We start from the raw sequence: 13,425 nt of genomic DNA on the forward strand, positions 1-13,425 counted from the left end.
ATCCGGTGGTTGGTACAGGAGGAGGTGTCGGTGAGGCATCGTGAAAAGCATCGCAGTGGTCGGATTGGCTGGCTTAGGGCCGCCGTTTTGGGTGCCAATGACGGGATCGTCTCCACGGCGAGCCTGATTCTTGGGTTCGTGGCCGCCGGGGCATCGTCACAACAGATCATGATTGCCGGCGTGGCGGGGCTGGTGGCGGGGGCCATGTCGATGGCGGCGGGCGAGTATGTGTCGGTCAGCTCCCAGGCGGATACCGAACGGGCCGACCTGCGTCGGGAGCGGTATGAGCTGGCCCACCAACCCCAGGAGGAAATCCGTGAGCTGGCGGAGATCTATGAAGGCCGGGGCCTGGCCCCGGAGCTGGCCCGTCAGGTGGCTGTTGAGTTGATGCAGCACGATGCCCTTGCGGCCCACGCGCGGGATGAGTTGGGTATTGAGGGCGCCGCCTATACGACCCGCCCGGTGCAGGCGGCGCTGGCTTCAGCCGCGACGTTTGCGGCGGGGGCTTTCCTGCCGCTTTTGGTGGTCTGGCTGATGCCGGTGGCGGGACTCGGCTGGGGGGTGCCGTTGGCGTCGCTGATTTTCCTGGCGCTGCTGGGGTCCTTGTCGGCGCGGGCCGGTGGTGCGTCAATTCGCAAGGCGGCTGCCCGGGTGACCTTCTGGGGTGCGCTGGCTATGGCTGCGACGGCTGCGGTGGGGGCGCTGTTCGGCGTTTCGGTTTAGGTGGCCGGGTCCAGGTCCGCCTGACCTGCCCGCGAGGATGAGGCGGGCAGGTCGTTGCGTTGGCGTGAATCAGGCGGTGACGGGTGCCTGCTGCCGGCGCTGCAGGCGGAACAGGCCAAAAATACCGGCCCAGAACGCCAGCCAGACGACGACGTCGGTCAGTGCCGGATAGGCCCGGTAGCCGGTCAGCGCGGACACCACCCCACCAAAGCGGCTGGTATCGTCGAGCACGGCAGAGGTGTCCCACAGCGGGTCGATACCGGTGGGCACCCAACCCAGGCCAATCATGCGATCCACGGCCGACAGCAACAGCGAGCTGGCCAGCAACAGCAGCATGATTTCGGTGAAGCGGAAGAAGTGCTTCCAGGACATCCAGCGACGGCCGGCCTGAAGCAGGTAATAGGTGAAACCGGCCAACACCAGGGCCACCGCCACGGCACCGGCGAAGCCGAGCCAGTCCTGGGCGGTCTGCTGGGCATAGCTCATGCCGTAGAGGAAAATCACCGTTTCCGAGCCTTCACGGCCAATGGCAATGGCCACCAGGATGCTGATGGACCAGAAGGTCCGGTCTTCCAGCGCCCGCTGGGTTTCGTTCTTGAGATGGCTGTGCAGGTGCCGGCCATGCTCCCGCATCCACAGGACCATCTGTACGATCAGCACGGTGGCGACCAGCATCATCAGCAGCATGAAGATTTCCTGGCCGACATCCCCCAGGAATTGCTGGATCCCCAGCAGGGCCGCGGCCAGTGCAATGGCGAACAGGATACCGCCGCCCACGCCGAACCACAGGTAGCGCATCGCCCCGGCCACTTCGGCCTGGCGCAGCCACGCGTAGAGGATACCGACGACCAGCAGGGCCTCGATGCTCTCTCTCCAGACGACAAAGATAATCTGTTCCATGTCGGTTCCTTACTCTGCGATCAGCGTGCCCTGGGCTTCCGGCAGGTTGAACTCGTCAAAGTAGTCGTATTCACCGGCTTTCAGGGGCTTGATCACCACTGCCCAGTTGGCGCCGGGAACCAGGATCTTCTCCTGGCGCAGGCGCTTGCTTTCGAACTCGGCGGGTGCCTGGCCGTTGTTTTGAACCTGCAGCTTGAAGCGCTCGCCCGCCGCTACGTTCAGCGTTTTGGGCGTCAGCTGACCATCCTTGAGCTCGATGTTATAGGTCTTGATGTCCGCAGCAGCAGGCAGGGCCACCAGTGTTGCGAGCAGGATGGCGGCGGCTGAGAGGGTACGGTTCAGCATTCAGTGGTCTCCCGGAAATAACGATAGCGGTTGGTCGGCCCATGACGATGGCTGCTGACTTCCGCGCTCATGTGGCGCGAAGGGCGGCTGCCGGGCCGGCGGCCCCGAATTGTTGCAGAAATGATCATCAATGATAAAGAGAATTGTGCACCATTTCTAAACGAAATTATTCGCATTAAGGTTTTTTGAGGATGATCTGGATCAACTTCTTGTGGGTTGTTGCGGTCGGGGATCGCTTAACGAAGAAGGGGGGGCAGACGCTGTCTGGCGGGAAACGTCCGGAATGTCCGTCGGTTGGCGTAAATGCTGCTACGCTTTTTAGGGGGCCCAAAAGAGGCTCCGTAAGAACGGCCAGGGGGTTGTGGCCGTCGGTCAACCAAGGAAGTTGATTATGCTCGACTATATTGCCCTGTTCCTTCTGTTCTTCGTCGTGATTGTCCTGTTCTACGGCATCATCGCAATTCACGATATCCCCTACGACATCGCCAAGCACCGCAACCACCCGCATCAGGACGCCATACACATTGCGGGCTGGGTCAGCCTGCTGACGCTTCACGTGATCTGGCCGTTCCTCTGGATATGGGCGTCGCTGTACCGGCCCGACCGGGGGTGGGGGTTCAGCGATGGGCGTTCCGATCACAGTCACCTGGCTGATCTTGAGGCCCGTGTGGCCGAGCTCAGCGAGCGTCTGGAACGATTTGAGTCGCAGTCCGACGACCGGCAGCGGGAGGACTGATCATGGACTTGCTGCTGATTCTGACTTACACCGCCATTTGCGTCTTCATATTCAAGGTTTTCCGGGTGCCGCTGAACAAGTGGACGGTGCCGACCGCGGTGCTGGGTGGCGTCTTGTTGATTGGCGCGATGATCATGTTAATGAACTACAACCATCCCTATTCGGAGCGGGCGCGCAAATATGAACTGACAACGCCGATGATTCCCTCGGTAAGGGGCCGGGTGGTCAGTGTGGATGCCTCGCCGAATGTTCTGCTTGAGAAAGGGGATGTGCTGTTCCGTATCGATCCCACGCCGTTTGAAGCCAAAGTGGCTTCGCTGGAAGCCCAGCTCAAGTCGGCGAAGATGGATCTGGATCGGGCGACCCAGTTGGCGAGGACCGGTGCCGGTCCGAAACGTAACCAGGATCTGGCCAGGGCGCAGGTCGATGACCTGTCCAGTCAGCTGGTTGCGGCCCGTTACGATCTCGACGAGACCGTCGTGCGGGCACCCACTCGTGGTTATGTGTCCCAGTTGTTCCTGCGGCCGGGCATGATGGCAGTCAACCTGCCACTGCGGCCCTCGCTGATCTTTGTCCACCAGGAAGCCGACATCTTCACCGGCTGGTTCCGGCAGAACAGTCTGCTTCGGCTGGAAGTCGGGGATGAAGCGGAAGTGGCGTTCGACGGGATTCCCGGCCAGGTGTTTTCTGGCGAGGTGGATACCGTGCTGCCCATACTGGCCGAAGGTCAGCTACAACCTTCCGGCAACCTGCAGACCGACCCGGCCGGCCCGGGCCGGGTCCCGGTTCGCGTGCGTATCACCGACCCGGCCTTCGACAAGTATCGCCAGCACTTGCCCGGCGGCGCCTACGGCCAGATGGCGGTCTACAGCGATCATTTCCATCATGTGGCGATCATGCGCAAGATCCTGTTGCGGATGTCGGCGTGGATGAATTACCTGTTCCCGTTCCACTAGTGCCCCGTCAGGTGAGCAGGGGGCGGTAGACGAAGTCATAGCCAATCGCCCCCGCCACGTAGAGCAACAGCAGGGCCATCACCCGGTTAAACCAGCGAAACACGGCCGGTCGGGTGATGCGCCGTCCAAGAACGCTGCCGGCCAGGGCGTAGCTGCCGGGGGCGCCGATAGCGAGAAGGGCCAGAACGCCCGACCAGATCACCACGCCAACGCCATGGATGCCGGCGCCGGGAAACTGGATGGTGGCGATGGGCAGTGTCGCGACGACGCCTTTGGGGTTGAGCAACTGGATCACCAGTCCGTCGCGGAAGCCCAGGGCCCGTGCTTCGCCAGCGTTCTCTTCCACGTGCACGCTGGCCCGTAATATGCGCATGGCCAGGTAGATGATGTACGTGCAACCTGCCAGGCTGATGACCAGCAAGACGTTGCCGCCCACAAACGCCGAGCCGATCCAGCCAAACGTGAGGAACAGGATCAGCATGGCGCTGCCAACCCCCACATAAAAGCCGGTGGCCGCGCGGAACTGACCGTTCAGGCCGGCATTGAGGCCCAGCAGATTGACAGGCCCAGGCGTGTACATCACGCCTATGGCATAGGCGAAGATTTCAATCATCAGTGTCCCCTGGATCGAGCTTTTGAGTCTGGGTGGAGGCCCGGGTTTAGCGGCGGATGCTGCTCTGGTACTGCTTCGGCGTCATACCGTAGATCCGCTTGAAGCGGCGGTTGAAATGACTCAGGTCCGAAAATCCGTAGCGGTAGACCACGTCGTTAAGCGGCTCGCCGGTTTCCAGGGCGGTCCGGGCGGCGTTGATGCGGCAGTTGATCACGTACTGGTGAGGCGTGATCCCGAACTGGCGCCGGAACAGCCGCAGAAAGTGGTATTTCGACAGGTTGGCGGCGTCGCTGATGTCCTCGAGGGACAGGTCGGCATCCACGTGGTGGTGGATGAAGTCTTTGGCCCGTTGCAGCAAGGCGTCGGCCCGGCGTGTCAGCTCGTCCGGTTCGTAGTGGCCGACTCTCTGCACCACGCGGGAGGCTATGCGCAACAAGGCGTGTTCCTGCTCGATGCGGCTGCCGACGTTGTCGGTGATCAGCCGGACCAGCTCCATGATGTGTTGACGCAGGACGGGATCCTGCACCAGGGTTTCGCTCATACGAACGTCGTCGATGCGCTGCACGCCGGCGGCATCGGCAAACAGCGGCTCGATCTGGCGTGGGTGGACGTACAGCATCACGTAGCTCAGCGGTTCCTCGACTCCAGAGTGCCCATCGTGCACCTCTTCCGGCTTGAGGTGGATGATGTTGCCCGGCGGACTTTTGTGGAACTGCCCGTTGCTGAAGAAGTCCTGGCGACCGCTCAGGGTGACGCCGAAGGCATATTCCTCGTGGGCGTGCTTGTCGTAGGTGAACCCGTCCATTTCGGCCTGTAGGGCGGTGACCTCCGGCAAATGGCGGCTCTTGATAAACTGGAATTGGCTGTCCTGTTCCACGGCTGTCTCTCCGGCGTGTGAATCGCCTATGCAGACCACTATATCGTCGCCGGAAAAGCCGTGCTTGGACAATATTGCGCAATGATGACCTGGAGAGGATCAAGCGTGCTCTGCTTTGCCTATGGTTCCAACATGTCCCGGGCCCGGCTGCTCGAACGCATTCCCGCGGCCCGTTTTGTTACCGTTGCCGCCATCGAGGGCTATCGACTCTGTTTCCACAAGCGCAGTCGCCGCGACGGCTCGGCCAAGTGCGACGCGCTCTGGACCGGCGACCCTGCGGACCGGCTGCATGGCGTGGTCTATGACATTCCCGAGCGTGACAAGCGCCGCCTGGACCGCATCGAAGGCGTCGGCGGAGGCTATGAGGAGGCCGTTGCCACAGCCAGGACGAACGAGGGTCGTGAGCTGGAGGTACGGCTCTACGTGGCCACGGACATCGACCCGTCGCTGCGTCCCTTAGACTGGTATCGCCACCATGTGCTTGTGGGCGCTCAGGAGCATGCGCTGCCGGAGTCGTACATTGCGCGGATCGAAGCGATAGCGGTCGACAAGGATGCCGACGACAAACGGCGAGAGCGTGAACTGGCCATCTACTCCGTCAGATAGCGAGGCAGGGCTCCGTTCAGAGGGCTGGTGGCCGGCAAAAACCGCCGGGGATGACGCCAGCGATTGAATCGCAGCAGCTTGCCGCGCATCCGGCGGACGTGGCTGCCTTCCCAATACACATGCTTGCAGCCCGGGCAGTGGCAGAAAACCCGCTTGTCGCCGATCTCCGGCGTGTTGTCGGGCAATGGGCCGGGGCGCAGTGGGGTGTTGCAGCGTTTGCAGCGGGAGAAGGGCGCGTGTAACCAGTCCAGGTTCAGCAGCCGGGTGAGTTCCCGGAAGTTGGATTCCATGCCGTTGCTTTCCAGCAACAGCACATACTGCGGAGCGTTGCGGTGCAACAGCAGCTCCCGGTCCCGGGTGATCAGCCAGCGGTTTTCGTCGATGGCGGTTTCCAGCACGTCGCGATCGCGGGTGCCGCTGGTGGGTGAGGTGGTGTCGTAGCCGGCCACCCGCAGCCATTCGCCAAAGCCCCGCAGCATCTCATCGCACAGGAAACGCGGTGTCTCCAGCGGGCAGAAGGCGCCTTCTATCCACGGTGTTTTCGCAGTTGCCATAATGGACCGTCGATTTCTTTGTCGGTTGTTCCATCCGGTTAACAGCCTGCTGACCCAACCCGATGGCGATTTTTACGGGCGATGGCCCTTAAAACCGAACTCCCCACAACCCAGTATTGCTTCCCGTCTCTCGTTTCGCCAAGCATTTATCGGCAATAGCGGAGGTTATCTCTGTCCTGTCGCGGCGTCGTCGGCGCTGCTTTATGTTGCCAAAAGCGACGTCGAGATTGTTTACATGGTAACCCGTCATGAAGCATTAACTCCTTTCATATCAAGCGGCTGGGGTGTTGGCACCGGATTCGCATACTGAAAGTGCGAATCCCATGTTTCCAGGAAGGAGTGTTTCTATGAAACTGCGTGCACCTCTTGCCGCAGCAGTCGTCTGTTCTGGCCTTCTGGCTGGTCCGGCTTCAGCGGCATACATCAGCGCATCAGATATCGTATCAGGGTCATCTGGTGGTCTGACGTTCTCTTCAAGCGGCGGCTCACTGGGCCTCAAAACGGTTGCTGGCGTTGAAGGTGCTGGCGTCACCTCCGGTGCCGGTGGGAACGAAATTGATATCGGCCAGAGCATTACGGCTGATTCCAGTTCCGGATTTGTTTTGTCGGGCACGACGTTGGCGTTTCTATACGATGGCCCGGAGTTCGGGGACTACCAGGAAGTGGCGACCATCACGGCGAACTTCTTCGGTTCTTCAGACACCAGCACAGCGGTGCTCACCAACACCTATACCAGTGCCAATGACACCATCCTGTCGCTGCTGATCGATGGCGTCGATATGACGTCACTCATCCTGGGTGCAAGTGAAGCAACGTCTGCGACAGCCGGTACCGTGGATCTGGGCGCCCTGTTTGGCAATACGCTCTTGTCGTCACTCACCTATACAGCGACCGCAGGCACTTGCGGTACTGGCAGCTGTAACAACCAGAGCGATTATGGCATTGCCAGCATTTCCACGGCTTCCGTACCGGAGCCGGCCACCGTTGCGTTGCTGGGCCTTGGCCTGGCAGGCATTGGCATGTCCCGGCGTCGCAAGGCGTGATGTCCTGACTGGAAATGAAAAGGGGGCCCTCGGGCCCCCTTTTTCGTTGGCAGGATGCTTTTACATGCCGGCGTCGGTGCTTTCGAAAATCTTGTCCGCCGACGCGGCGACAAAGCCGCTGTAGAGCTGACCGTCCGGCTTGGGATAGCGGCGGGCAAACTCGTAGAAGCAACTGGGGATGACCTCGGTGCGATCGCTGAACTGCACCTCAACCCGGTCCGCCATGGTCGAGGACTGTTCCAGCAGCGCTTCCGGAGAGCCTTTTACTTCCCCGCCCGAACTGTTGACGGTGTAGCCCGCGTCCTTCAGCGCCTGGTTGATTTCCTCAACCGTGCGGAACTTCTCCAGCTGGTTCACGTTGACCGTGAAGTGGTTGGCGCGATAACCCCAGGCGGCTACCCATGCCGCGTACTCGCTCTCGGCCAGCAGCTGCTTGTAGGTGGCGTAATCCACCTGCCAGTGGGTGCCGGAGTAGAGGAAGTTGTCCGCGGTGACCGCTTCGGGATCCACTTTGTCCACCAGATCCTTCACGACAGCCTGCAGCTCGGGCGAAAATTTCTCCACCAGCAGCTCGGAGATGAACACCTTGGGCGCGGTCGGATCGTCATGCTCGTAGTGTTTGGCGTAAAGCTTCTTGGCTTCGAAGTGGTATTCCTGGCCTTCCCGGTAGCCCAGCTTCAGGAAGTGGGCGGCCAGCTTGTCCAGGTTCACTTTTTCCAGGTTGAAGGTCCGCAGCGCGATGTGATCGTTGATGATCTCGCTGCCCTGGGTGCCACCGAGCAGGCGATGGATTTCCTCGGCTGACGGCGTCACCTCGCGGTAGTTGTCCCAGAGGTTCTGGAAAAGGGTGTCGCGATCAGAGTGCATATCGAAGCTCCTGTTGAAGTTGGGCCTGCGACGCATTGTCGGTGTCTGTCGCACGTCCGGTTGTCTTGTTGTGGGCACGGCTGGCCAGCGTCACGCAGCGGGCCTTGGCGCCGTCTTCCAGATCAAGGGCGCGGGCCAGGTCGGCCGGCACCTGAAGTAATCCGTGCTGGGGGTGATGGATCGCCCGTTCTGTCAGTGTGGCGCGGAATCCCGCCACTTGCGTATTGGCAATCGACAATAGATCACCGCCGTGCTGCAGGACGGGGGTATCAGACTGAACCACCTGCACCGTGCACTCACTGGACTGGGCGACGCTGCGGATCTGGTCCAGCTCGGCCTCCACCGTGGGACCGGCGTCGAACAGGTCCACGTAGCCCTTGTGGCGGAAGCCTTCGGCTTCCAGCATCTTCAGTGCTGGCCGCGTCTTGTCATGCACCTCGCCGATCACCGCCTGGGCCTCGGAGCTCAGCAGGTGCGTGTAAAGCGGGTACTTGGGCATCAGCTCGGCAATAAACCCGTTGTTGCCGGCACCCACCAGTTCGGTGACCTGGGCGAATTCCAGATCCACGAAGTGATGGCGCAGCCAGTTCCAGAACGGTGATTCACCGCAGTCGCTGGAGATACCGCGCATTTCGGCAATGACGGTCCGGGCGAACCGCGCCGGGTGCTGGGCCATGAACAGGAAGCGAACCTTGGACAGCAACTTGCCGGCATTGGGGCGGCGGAACTGCGGGCGCAGGTACAGCGTGCAGATTTCCGAGCAACCGGTGTAGTGGTTGCACATGTTCAGCACGTCGACGCGCTTGAACAGCCCCAACTCCCGGGAATGATGGACCACCTGACTCTTGTGGTAATGGTAGAGCGGGCTGTCCAGTCCGACGGACGCTTCAATCCCGGTAGTACCCAGGATGTCCCCGGTGTCCGGATCCTCCAGCACGAACAGATAGCCTTCGTCACCGGGTTCGACAACATCGCGGTTGAAGCTGTCGATCGAGTGCTGGATCTTGGCGGTCAGGAAATCGCGGTCGTCCACCAGCGAGGTGAAGCCGGGCCCGGACTCCCGGGCAATCTCGGCCAGGGCGTCCAGATCCGTATGAGCGATTGGGCGAATGATCATGGCGCGTCCTCCGCGTCGGGTCAGCCGGCCTTGGCGACAGAACCAAACAGCGAGTCGATGGCCGCTTCGAAGCGGGCCAGACCTTCCTCGATATCCGCCTCCGGAATCACCAGAGACGGCGTAAAGCGAACCACGTTGGCGCCGGCGACCAGCGACAGCAGGCCTTCCTTGAGGCCGGCCTGGAGGATTTCCTTGGCGCGCCCGGCGTGCTCGTCAATCAGCTCGGCGCCTATCAGCAGGCCCTTGCCGCGGATGTCCTTGAAGATGCCATAGCGGGCGTTGATGGCTTCCAGACCTTTCTTGAACTGTTCGCTGCGTACACGCACGCCGGCCAGCAGGGTGTCGTCGTTGACCGTGTCGAAAGTGGCTTCGGCCACGGCGCAGCCCAGCGGGTTACCGCCGTAGGTAGAGCCGTGGGTGCCCGGCTTCAGGTGGCTGGCGATCTCGGCCGTGGTCAGCATGGCGCCGATCGGGAAGCCGCCACCGAGGGCCTTGGCGGACGTCAGGATGTCCGGGGTGACGCCGGTATCCATGTAAGCGTACAGGTGGCCGGTCCGGCCCACGCCAGTCTGTACCTCATCGAAGATCAGCAGTGCGTTGTTTTTGTCGCACAGCTCGCGCACGCCCTTGATAAACGCCGGATCCGCATCAATGATGCCGCCTTCGCCCTGCAGCGGCTCCATCATGACGGCGCAGGTCTTGTCGGAAATCACGGCTTCCAGGCTGGCCAGGTCGTTGAAAACCGCATGACGAATGGCGCCGGGCTTGGGCCCGAAGCCGTCGGAGTAGGCTTTCTGGCCGCCCACGCTGACCGCAAAGAAGGTGCGACCGTGGAAGCTGCGTTCGAAGGAAATAATTTCGTCCTTGTGCTCGCCGTACTCGTTGAACGCCCAGCGACGGGCCAGCTTGAGGGCCGCCTCGTTGGCTTCGGTGCCGGAGTTGGCGAAGTAGACGCGCTCGGCAAAGGTGGCGTCGGTCAGCTTCTTGGCCAGGCGCAGGGCCGGCTCGTTGGTCATCACGTTGGCCAGGTGCCAGACCTTCTCGCTCTGCTCCTGCAAGGCCTTGACCGGGGCCGGGTGGCAATGGCCCAGACAGTTCACGGCAATCCCGCCGGCAAAGTCGATGTACTCGCGGCTTTCCTGGTCCCAGATGCGGGAACCTTGCCCTTTCACCGGAATCACGGCGGGCGGGGCGTAGTTGGGAACCATCACGTCATCGAACAAAGCGCGGGATACTTGCATGTGTAAACCTTTTGCGAATCAGGACTTTCGGGAGTGGTGTTAAAGACTCCCATGAATCAGTGGCTTCATTATGGATGGGCCCAATGTCATTTTGCAGTTTCAAAACGGGCGAATCAGTGGGAGAATCTGTCAAAATGACGATAAAATATGGCGAATTGTGAAGGGTGGTGGCGTTGTGATCAGTCCGCAGGACCAGAAACTACTGATGTTATTGCGCCAGAACGCACGAACCAGCGTGTCCGATCTGGCCCGGTCACTGGGGCTGTCCCGATCCACGGTGCAGAACCGCATTGCCCGACTGGAGACGAGCGGGGTGATCCAGGGCTATTCGCTGGATGTGGGCCGGGCCTACTCTGAGAACCAGGTGGAGGCGCATGTGTCCATCAAGGTGCGCCAGAAGCTGACGGCGCGGACCAATACGGCGCTGGAGCAGATCCACCACGTCGCCCAGCTGTTCTCCGTGAGCGGCGAATACGACCTGATCGCCATCGTCCAGGCCCAGTCCCTGGAAGAGCTCAGCGCCGTGCTCGATGAAATCGGCAACCTCGAGGGGGTCGAGCGCACCAACTCCGCCGTGGTTCTGGAGACGAAGTTCCGGCGTTAATCCGCTTTATCCATGCCCTGAATCAGTTTGCCCAGCAGTTCATTGAGCCGCGCCTGCTCCTGTTGGGTGAGCCCTTCCAGCGCGCGCGCCTCATTCTCCACATGCAGGGGCACGATCCGGTTAATCAGCGCCAGCCCCTCATCGGTGAGTGTCACCAGCATGCCGCGCCGGTCCTCGGGGTTGGGGGAGCGGCGGATCAGTCCTGCCTTTTCCAGCCGGTCGAGCCGGTTGGTCATGCCGCCTGAGGAAATCATCAGGGCTTCAAAAAGCTGCGTGGGTCCCAGCGCGTAGGGTTGGCCGGACCGGCGCAGCGTCGCCAGAACGTCAAACTCCCCCTGATGCAGCCCGTGTGATTTGAAGAAGGGCTCCAGGTAATCCCGCGTGATCTGGCGAGCCGCGCTGCCCAGTCGGCCCAACAGCTCCATGGGAAGCAGGTCCAGTTCCGGCATTTCTTTCTGCCACTGCTCGGTGGCGAGTTTTACTCGACTCATTGCGCCTCTTTTTATCTTGGTGCTAAGATAAATTTATCTCGACATAAAGATACTTTGTTTCGAGATAGTTGATCGTTTTCATCTTGATGGCAAGACACTGGAGGACAATGATGGCCAAGGTGATGCAGTCACACAAGTCGGCTGAGCGGCAGGGGCTGTATGCCTTTGGCTGTCTGTTGCTGGTGGGGACCTTTCTGGCGCTGTCGCTGGTCATGGCCAAACTGGCGGATGATGCCGGGGCACCACGGTTGACGTTTCTCATGCTGGGTCTGGTTGGCGCGGGTGTGCTGCTCACGGCGCTGACCGCGTTGCAGGGCCAGACGATGCCGGTGAACCGGCGGACCCTGGAGTACGCCGTTGTTACGGGCGTTTTGATGGCCCTGCCGAATGCGTTAGGGTTCCTGGCGGTGCGCCACGTTGGCGCCGGGTTTATTTCGCTGAGTTTCGCGTTTCCGATCCTGATCACCTGGCTGATGGCCGTCCTGCTGGGTATGGAGAGCCTGCGTGTCCAGCGGCTGATTGGCGTCATGCTGGCACTCGTGGGCGGCGTGATCCTGGCTTTGTCCAAGGCGGGTAGCAGCGCCGGCGATCCGGTGTGGGCCGGACTGATCCTGGCCATGCCGATTGCACTCGCCATTGGCAATATCTACCGGACCCTGCGCTGGCCGGCCGGCACATCGCCCATTTTCCTGGCGGCCATCATGCTTTTCGGAGCGGCGCTGGCATTGCTGCCGTTTGCCCTGACCACGGAACCGGGGGCGTTTGGCGACCTGTTCCGGTCTTCGACCGTGCTGGGTTTGCTGGGCGTGGAAATCCTCGTTTTCGCGATCCTTTATTTCTTTTACTTCGTACTGCAGAAACTGGCCGGCCCCGTCTACCTGAGCCAGATAGGCACGGTTGCCGCGGTGGTGGGCACCCTGATCGCCGTGTTGGCGCTGGGTGAAGCGACGCCGCCCAACCTGGCCCTGGCCGGCGGGCTCGTGGCGGCCGGTACCGTGGTTTTCCATCGCGCCGCGCGCCGGCCCGCCTCTCCTTCGGCCACCGCCAAAGCGGCCGGTTCCTGATCCATAAAGACGGTCCAGACCAACACAACAGGAGTCATCGCCATGTCTTCATTTTACGACGCTCTCAACTGGCGCTACGCCGCCAAACGTATGAACGGCCACACGGTGCCGGCAGACAAGGTGGCGCGCATCCTCGGTGCGGCCCATCTGGCGCCGTCGTCCTTCGGGTTACAGCCCTACACGGTGCTGGTGGTGGATGATCCGGCCCTGAAGGCGACTATCCGGGAGAAGGCTGCGGACCAGCCGCAGGTCACCGAGTGCTCCCACCTGCTGGTTTTCGCCACCTGGGATCCGGTTGAGGAAGCCCATGTGGATGAGCTGATCGAGCGGATTGCCACCGAGCGGGACGTCGATCCTGCCGAACTCTCTGGCTATCGGGACATGATCAAAGGCACCCTGCAACAGCGCACGCCCGAGCAACGGGTTGAGTGGGCCGCACGCCAGGCCTACATCAGCCTGGGCACCGTCCTGAGCGCCGCGGCCCTGGAACAGGTCGATGCGTCGCCTATGGAAGGATTCGACCCGGTGGCGCTGGATGCGGTGCTCGGACTCCGCGATCGGGGCCTGCACGGTATCGTCCTCGTCGCTCTAGGCTACCGGGACACGGAGACGGATTGGCTCGCTGGCCTGAAGAAGGTGCGCTGGCCCCGGGAGCGCACCATCCAGTCGATTGGCTGATCGTCTCGCG

17 protein-coding genes are annotated in these 13,425 nt (G+C 61.5%); 8 read left to right on the forward strand and 9 right to left on the reverse strand.

Annotated elements, in window-relative coordinates:
• Window positions 1–30 precede the first annotated feature (30 nt).
• Window positions 31–723: a VIT1/CCC1 transporter family protein gene (locus JL474_RS07920; RefSeq protein WP_203141633.1), complete on the forward strand. Its 693-nt coding sequence runs from the start codon at window positions 31–33 to the stop codon at window positions 721–723.
• A 69-nt stretch (window positions 724–792) separates the two neighbouring features.
• Here JL474_RS07920 and JL474_RS07925 read toward each other — a convergent pair whose 3' ends face one another.
• Both JL474_RS07925 and JL474_RS07930 read right to left on the reverse strand, forming a co-directional pair.
• A complete protein-coding gene (locus JL474_RS07925) occupies window positions 793–1,623 on the reverse strand; it encodes an FTR1 family iron permease (protein ID WP_123632680.1) in 831 nt (276 codons plus the stop codon).
• Between the two features lie 9 nt (window positions 1,624–1,632).
• The gene (locus tag JL474_RS07930; protein WP_123632679.1) at window positions 1,633–1,968 is read right to left on the reverse strand and encodes a cupredoxin domain-containing protein; all 336 of its coding nucleotides are present in this window, start codon (window positions 1,966–1,968) and stop codon (window positions 1,633–1,635) included.
• A 391-nt stretch (window positions 1,969–2,359) separates the two neighbouring features.
• Here JL474_RS07930 and JL474_RS07935 point away from each other — a divergent pair, with 391 nt between their 5' ends.
• Window positions 2,360–2,704 carry a DUF3302 domain-containing protein gene (locus tag JL474_RS07935; protein ID WP_236012107.1) on the forward strand — a complete coding sequence of 115 codons (345 nt, stop codon included), beginning with the start codon at window positions 2,360–2,362 and terminating at the stop codon, window positions 2,702–2,704.
• A 2-nt stretch (window positions 2,705–2,706) separates the two neighbouring features.
• Window positions 2,707–3,660: an HlyD family secretion protein gene (locus JL474_RS07940; protein WP_123632677.1), complete on the forward strand. Its 954-nt coding sequence runs from the start codon at window positions 2,707–2,709 to the stop codon at window positions 3,658–3,660.
• A gap of 7 nt (window positions 3,661–3,667) precedes the next feature.
• Here JL474_RS07940 and JL474_RS07945 read toward each other — a convergent pair whose 3' ends face one another.
• Both JL474_RS07945 and JL474_RS07950 read right to left on the reverse strand, forming a co-directional pair.
• Window positions 3,668–4,273, reverse strand: a complete 606-nt coding sequence (locus tag JL474_RS07945) for a LysE family translocator (protein WP_203141634.1) — start codon at window positions 4,271–4,273, stop codon at window positions 3,668–3,670.
• A 46-nt stretch (window positions 4,274–4,319) separates the two neighbouring features.
• Window positions 4,320–5,150: an AraC family transcriptional regulator gene (locus tag JL474_RS07950; protein ID WP_123632675.1), complete on the reverse strand. Its 831-nt coding sequence runs from the start codon at window positions 5,148–5,150 to the stop codon at window positions 4,320–4,322.
• Window positions 5,151–5,231: 81 nt separating this feature from the next.
• On the opposite strand from JL474_RS07950, the gene JL474_RS07955 reads away from it, so the two are divergent.
• On the forward strand, window positions 5,232–5,756 hold the full coding sequence (locus tag JL474_RS07955) for a gamma-glutamylcyclotransferase family protein (RefSeq protein ID WP_236012108.1): 525 nt from the start codon (window positions 5,232–5,234) through the stop codon (window positions 5,754–5,756).
• Here JL474_RS07955 and JL474_RS07960 read toward each other — a convergent pair.
• On the reverse strand, window positions 5,741–6,310 hold the full coding sequence (locus JL474_RS07960; RefSeq protein WP_203141635.1) for a DUF5615 family PIN-like protein: 570 nt from the start codon (window positions 6,308–6,310) through the stop codon (window positions 5,741–5,743). The genes JL474_RS07955 and JL474_RS07960 overlap by 16 nt on opposite strands.
• Before the next feature lie 347 nt (window positions 6,311–6,657).
• On the opposite strand from JL474_RS07960, the gene JL474_RS07965 reads away from it, so the two are divergent.
• Window positions 6,658–7,353 carry a PEP-CTERM sorting domain-containing protein gene (locus tag JL474_RS07965; protein WP_190294792.1) on the forward strand — a complete coding sequence of 232 codons (696 nt, stop codon included), beginning with the start codon at window positions 6,658–6,660 and terminating at the stop codon, window positions 7,351–7,353.
• A gap of 60 nt (window positions 7,354–7,413) precedes the next feature.
• On the opposite strand, the gene JL474_RS07970 is transcribed toward JL474_RS07965, so the two are convergent.
• The 3 genes from JL474_RS07970 to JL474_RS07980 are packed head-to-tail and all read right to left on the reverse strand — an operon-like array spanning window position 7,414 to window position 10,578.
• A complete protein-coding gene (locus JL474_RS07970) occupies window positions 7,414–8,220 on the reverse strand; it encodes a DUF1338 domain-containing protein (protein ID WP_203141636.1) in 807 nt (268 codons plus the stop codon).
• The gene (gene astA, locus JL474_RS07975; RefSeq protein ID WP_203141637.1) at window positions 8,210–9,337 is read right to left on the reverse strand and encodes an arginine N-succinyltransferase; all 1,128 of its coding nucleotides are present in this window, start codon (window positions 9,335–9,337) and stop codon (window positions 8,210–8,212) included. The genes JL474_RS07970 and astA overlap by 11 nt, the downstream gene beginning before the upstream one ends.
• Before the next feature lie 20 nt (window positions 9,338–9,357).
• Window positions 9,358–10,578 (reverse strand): aspartate aminotransferase family protein, encoded by a 1,221-nt coding sequence (locus JL474_RS07980; RefSeq protein WP_203141638.1) that lies wholly within the window; start codon window positions 10,576–10,578, stop codon window positions 9,358–9,360.
• Between the two features lie 175 nt (window positions 10,579–10,753).
• On the opposite strand from JL474_RS07980, the gene JL474_RS07985 reads away from it, so the two are divergent.
• Complete coding sequence (locus JL474_RS07985) at window positions 10,754–11,182, forward strand: Lrp/AsnC family transcriptional regulator (RefSeq protein ID WP_123632668.1); 429 nt, start codon at window positions 10,754–10,756, stop codon at window positions 11,180–11,182.
• Here the strand turns inward: JL474_RS07985 and JL474_RS07990 are convergent.
• On the reverse strand, window positions 11,179–11,673 hold the full coding sequence (locus JL474_RS07990) for a MarR family winged helix-turn-helix transcriptional regulator (protein WP_203141639.1): 495 nt from the start codon (window positions 11,671–11,673) through the stop codon (window positions 11,179–11,181). The genes JL474_RS07985 and JL474_RS07990 overlap by 4 nt on opposite strands.
• 110 nt (window positions 11,674–11,783) lie before the next feature.
• Between JL474_RS07990 and JL474_RS07995 the strand changes: the two genes are divergently transcribed.
• Both JL474_RS07995 and JL474_RS08000 read left to right on the forward strand, forming a co-directional pair.
• On the forward strand, window positions 11,784–12,737 hold the full coding sequence (locus JL474_RS07995; RefSeq protein WP_203141640.1) for a DMT family transporter: 954 nt from the start codon (window positions 11,784–11,786) through the stop codon (window positions 12,735–12,737).
• Window positions 12,738–12,779: 42 nt separating this feature from the next.
• Window positions 12,780–13,415 carry an NAD(P)H-dependent oxidoreductase gene (locus JL474_RS08000; protein WP_203141641.1) on the forward strand — a complete coding sequence of 212 codons (636 nt, stop codon included), beginning with the start codon at window positions 12,780–12,782 and terminating at the stop codon, window positions 13,413–13,415.
• The last annotated feature ends 10 nt before the right edge of the window (window positions 13,416–13,425 follow it).

It is taken from the genome of Marinobacter mangrovi, assembly GCF_016798325.1.
Lineage (GTDB): Bacteria > Pseudomonadota > Gammaproteobacteria > Pseudomonadales > Oleiphilaceae > Marinobacter_A > Marinobacter_A mangrovi.

Coding starts and splice junctions, on each gene's coding strand:
- JL474_RS07925 (WP_123632680.1), bottom strand. CDS start 1,623: ATGGAACAGATTATCTTTGTCGTCTGGAGAGAGAGCATCGAGGCCCTG.
- JL474_RS07930 (WP_123632679.1), bottom strand. CDS start 1,968: ATGCTGAACCGTACCCTCTCAGCCGCCGCCATCCTGCTCGCAACACTG.
- JL474_RS07935 (WP_236012107.1), top strand. CDS start 2,360: ATGCTCGACTATATTGCCCTGTTCCTTCTGTTCTTCGTCGTGATTGTC.
- JL474_RS07940 (WP_123632677.1), top strand. CDS start 2,707: ATGGACTTGCTGCTGATTCTGACTTACACCGCCATTTGCGTCTTCATA.
- JL474_RS07945 (WP_203141634.1), bottom strand. CDS start 4,273: ATGATTGAAATCTTCGCCTATGCCATAGGCGTGATGTACACGCCTGGG.
- JL474_RS07955 (WP_236012108.1), top strand. CDS start 5,232: ATGATGACCTGGAGAGGATCAAGCGTGCTCTGCTTTGCCTATGGTTCC.
- JL474_RS07960 (WP_203141635.1), bottom strand. CDS start 6,310: ATGGCAACTGCGAAAACACCGTGGATAGAAGGCGCCTTCTGCCCGCTG.
- JL474_RS07965 (WP_190294792.1), top strand. CDS start 6,658: ATGAAACTGCGTGCACCTCTTGCCGCAGCAGTCGTCTGTTCTGGCCTT.
- JL474_RS07970 (WP_203141636.1), bottom strand. CDS start 8,220: ATGCACTCTGATCGCGACACCCTTTTCCAGAACCTCTGGGACAACTAC.
- astA (WP_203141637.1), bottom strand. CDS start 9,337: ATGATCATTCGCCCAATCGCTCATACGGATCTGGACGCCCTGGCCGAG.
- JL474_RS07980 (WP_203141638.1), bottom strand. CDS start 10,578: ATGCAAGTATCCCGCGCTTTGTTCGATGACGTGATGGTTCCCAACTAC.
- JL474_RS07990 (WP_203141639.1), bottom strand. CDS start 11,673: ATGAGTCGAGTAAAACTCGCCACCGAGCAGTGGCAGAAAGAAATGCCG.
- JL474_RS07995 (WP_203141640.1), top strand. CDS start 11,784: ATGGCCAAGGTGATGCAGTCACACAAGTCGGCTGAGCGGCAGGGGCTG.
- JL474_RS08000 (WP_203141641.1), top strand. CDS start 12,780: ATGTCTTCATTTTACGACGCTCTCAACTGGCGCTACGCCGCCAAACGT.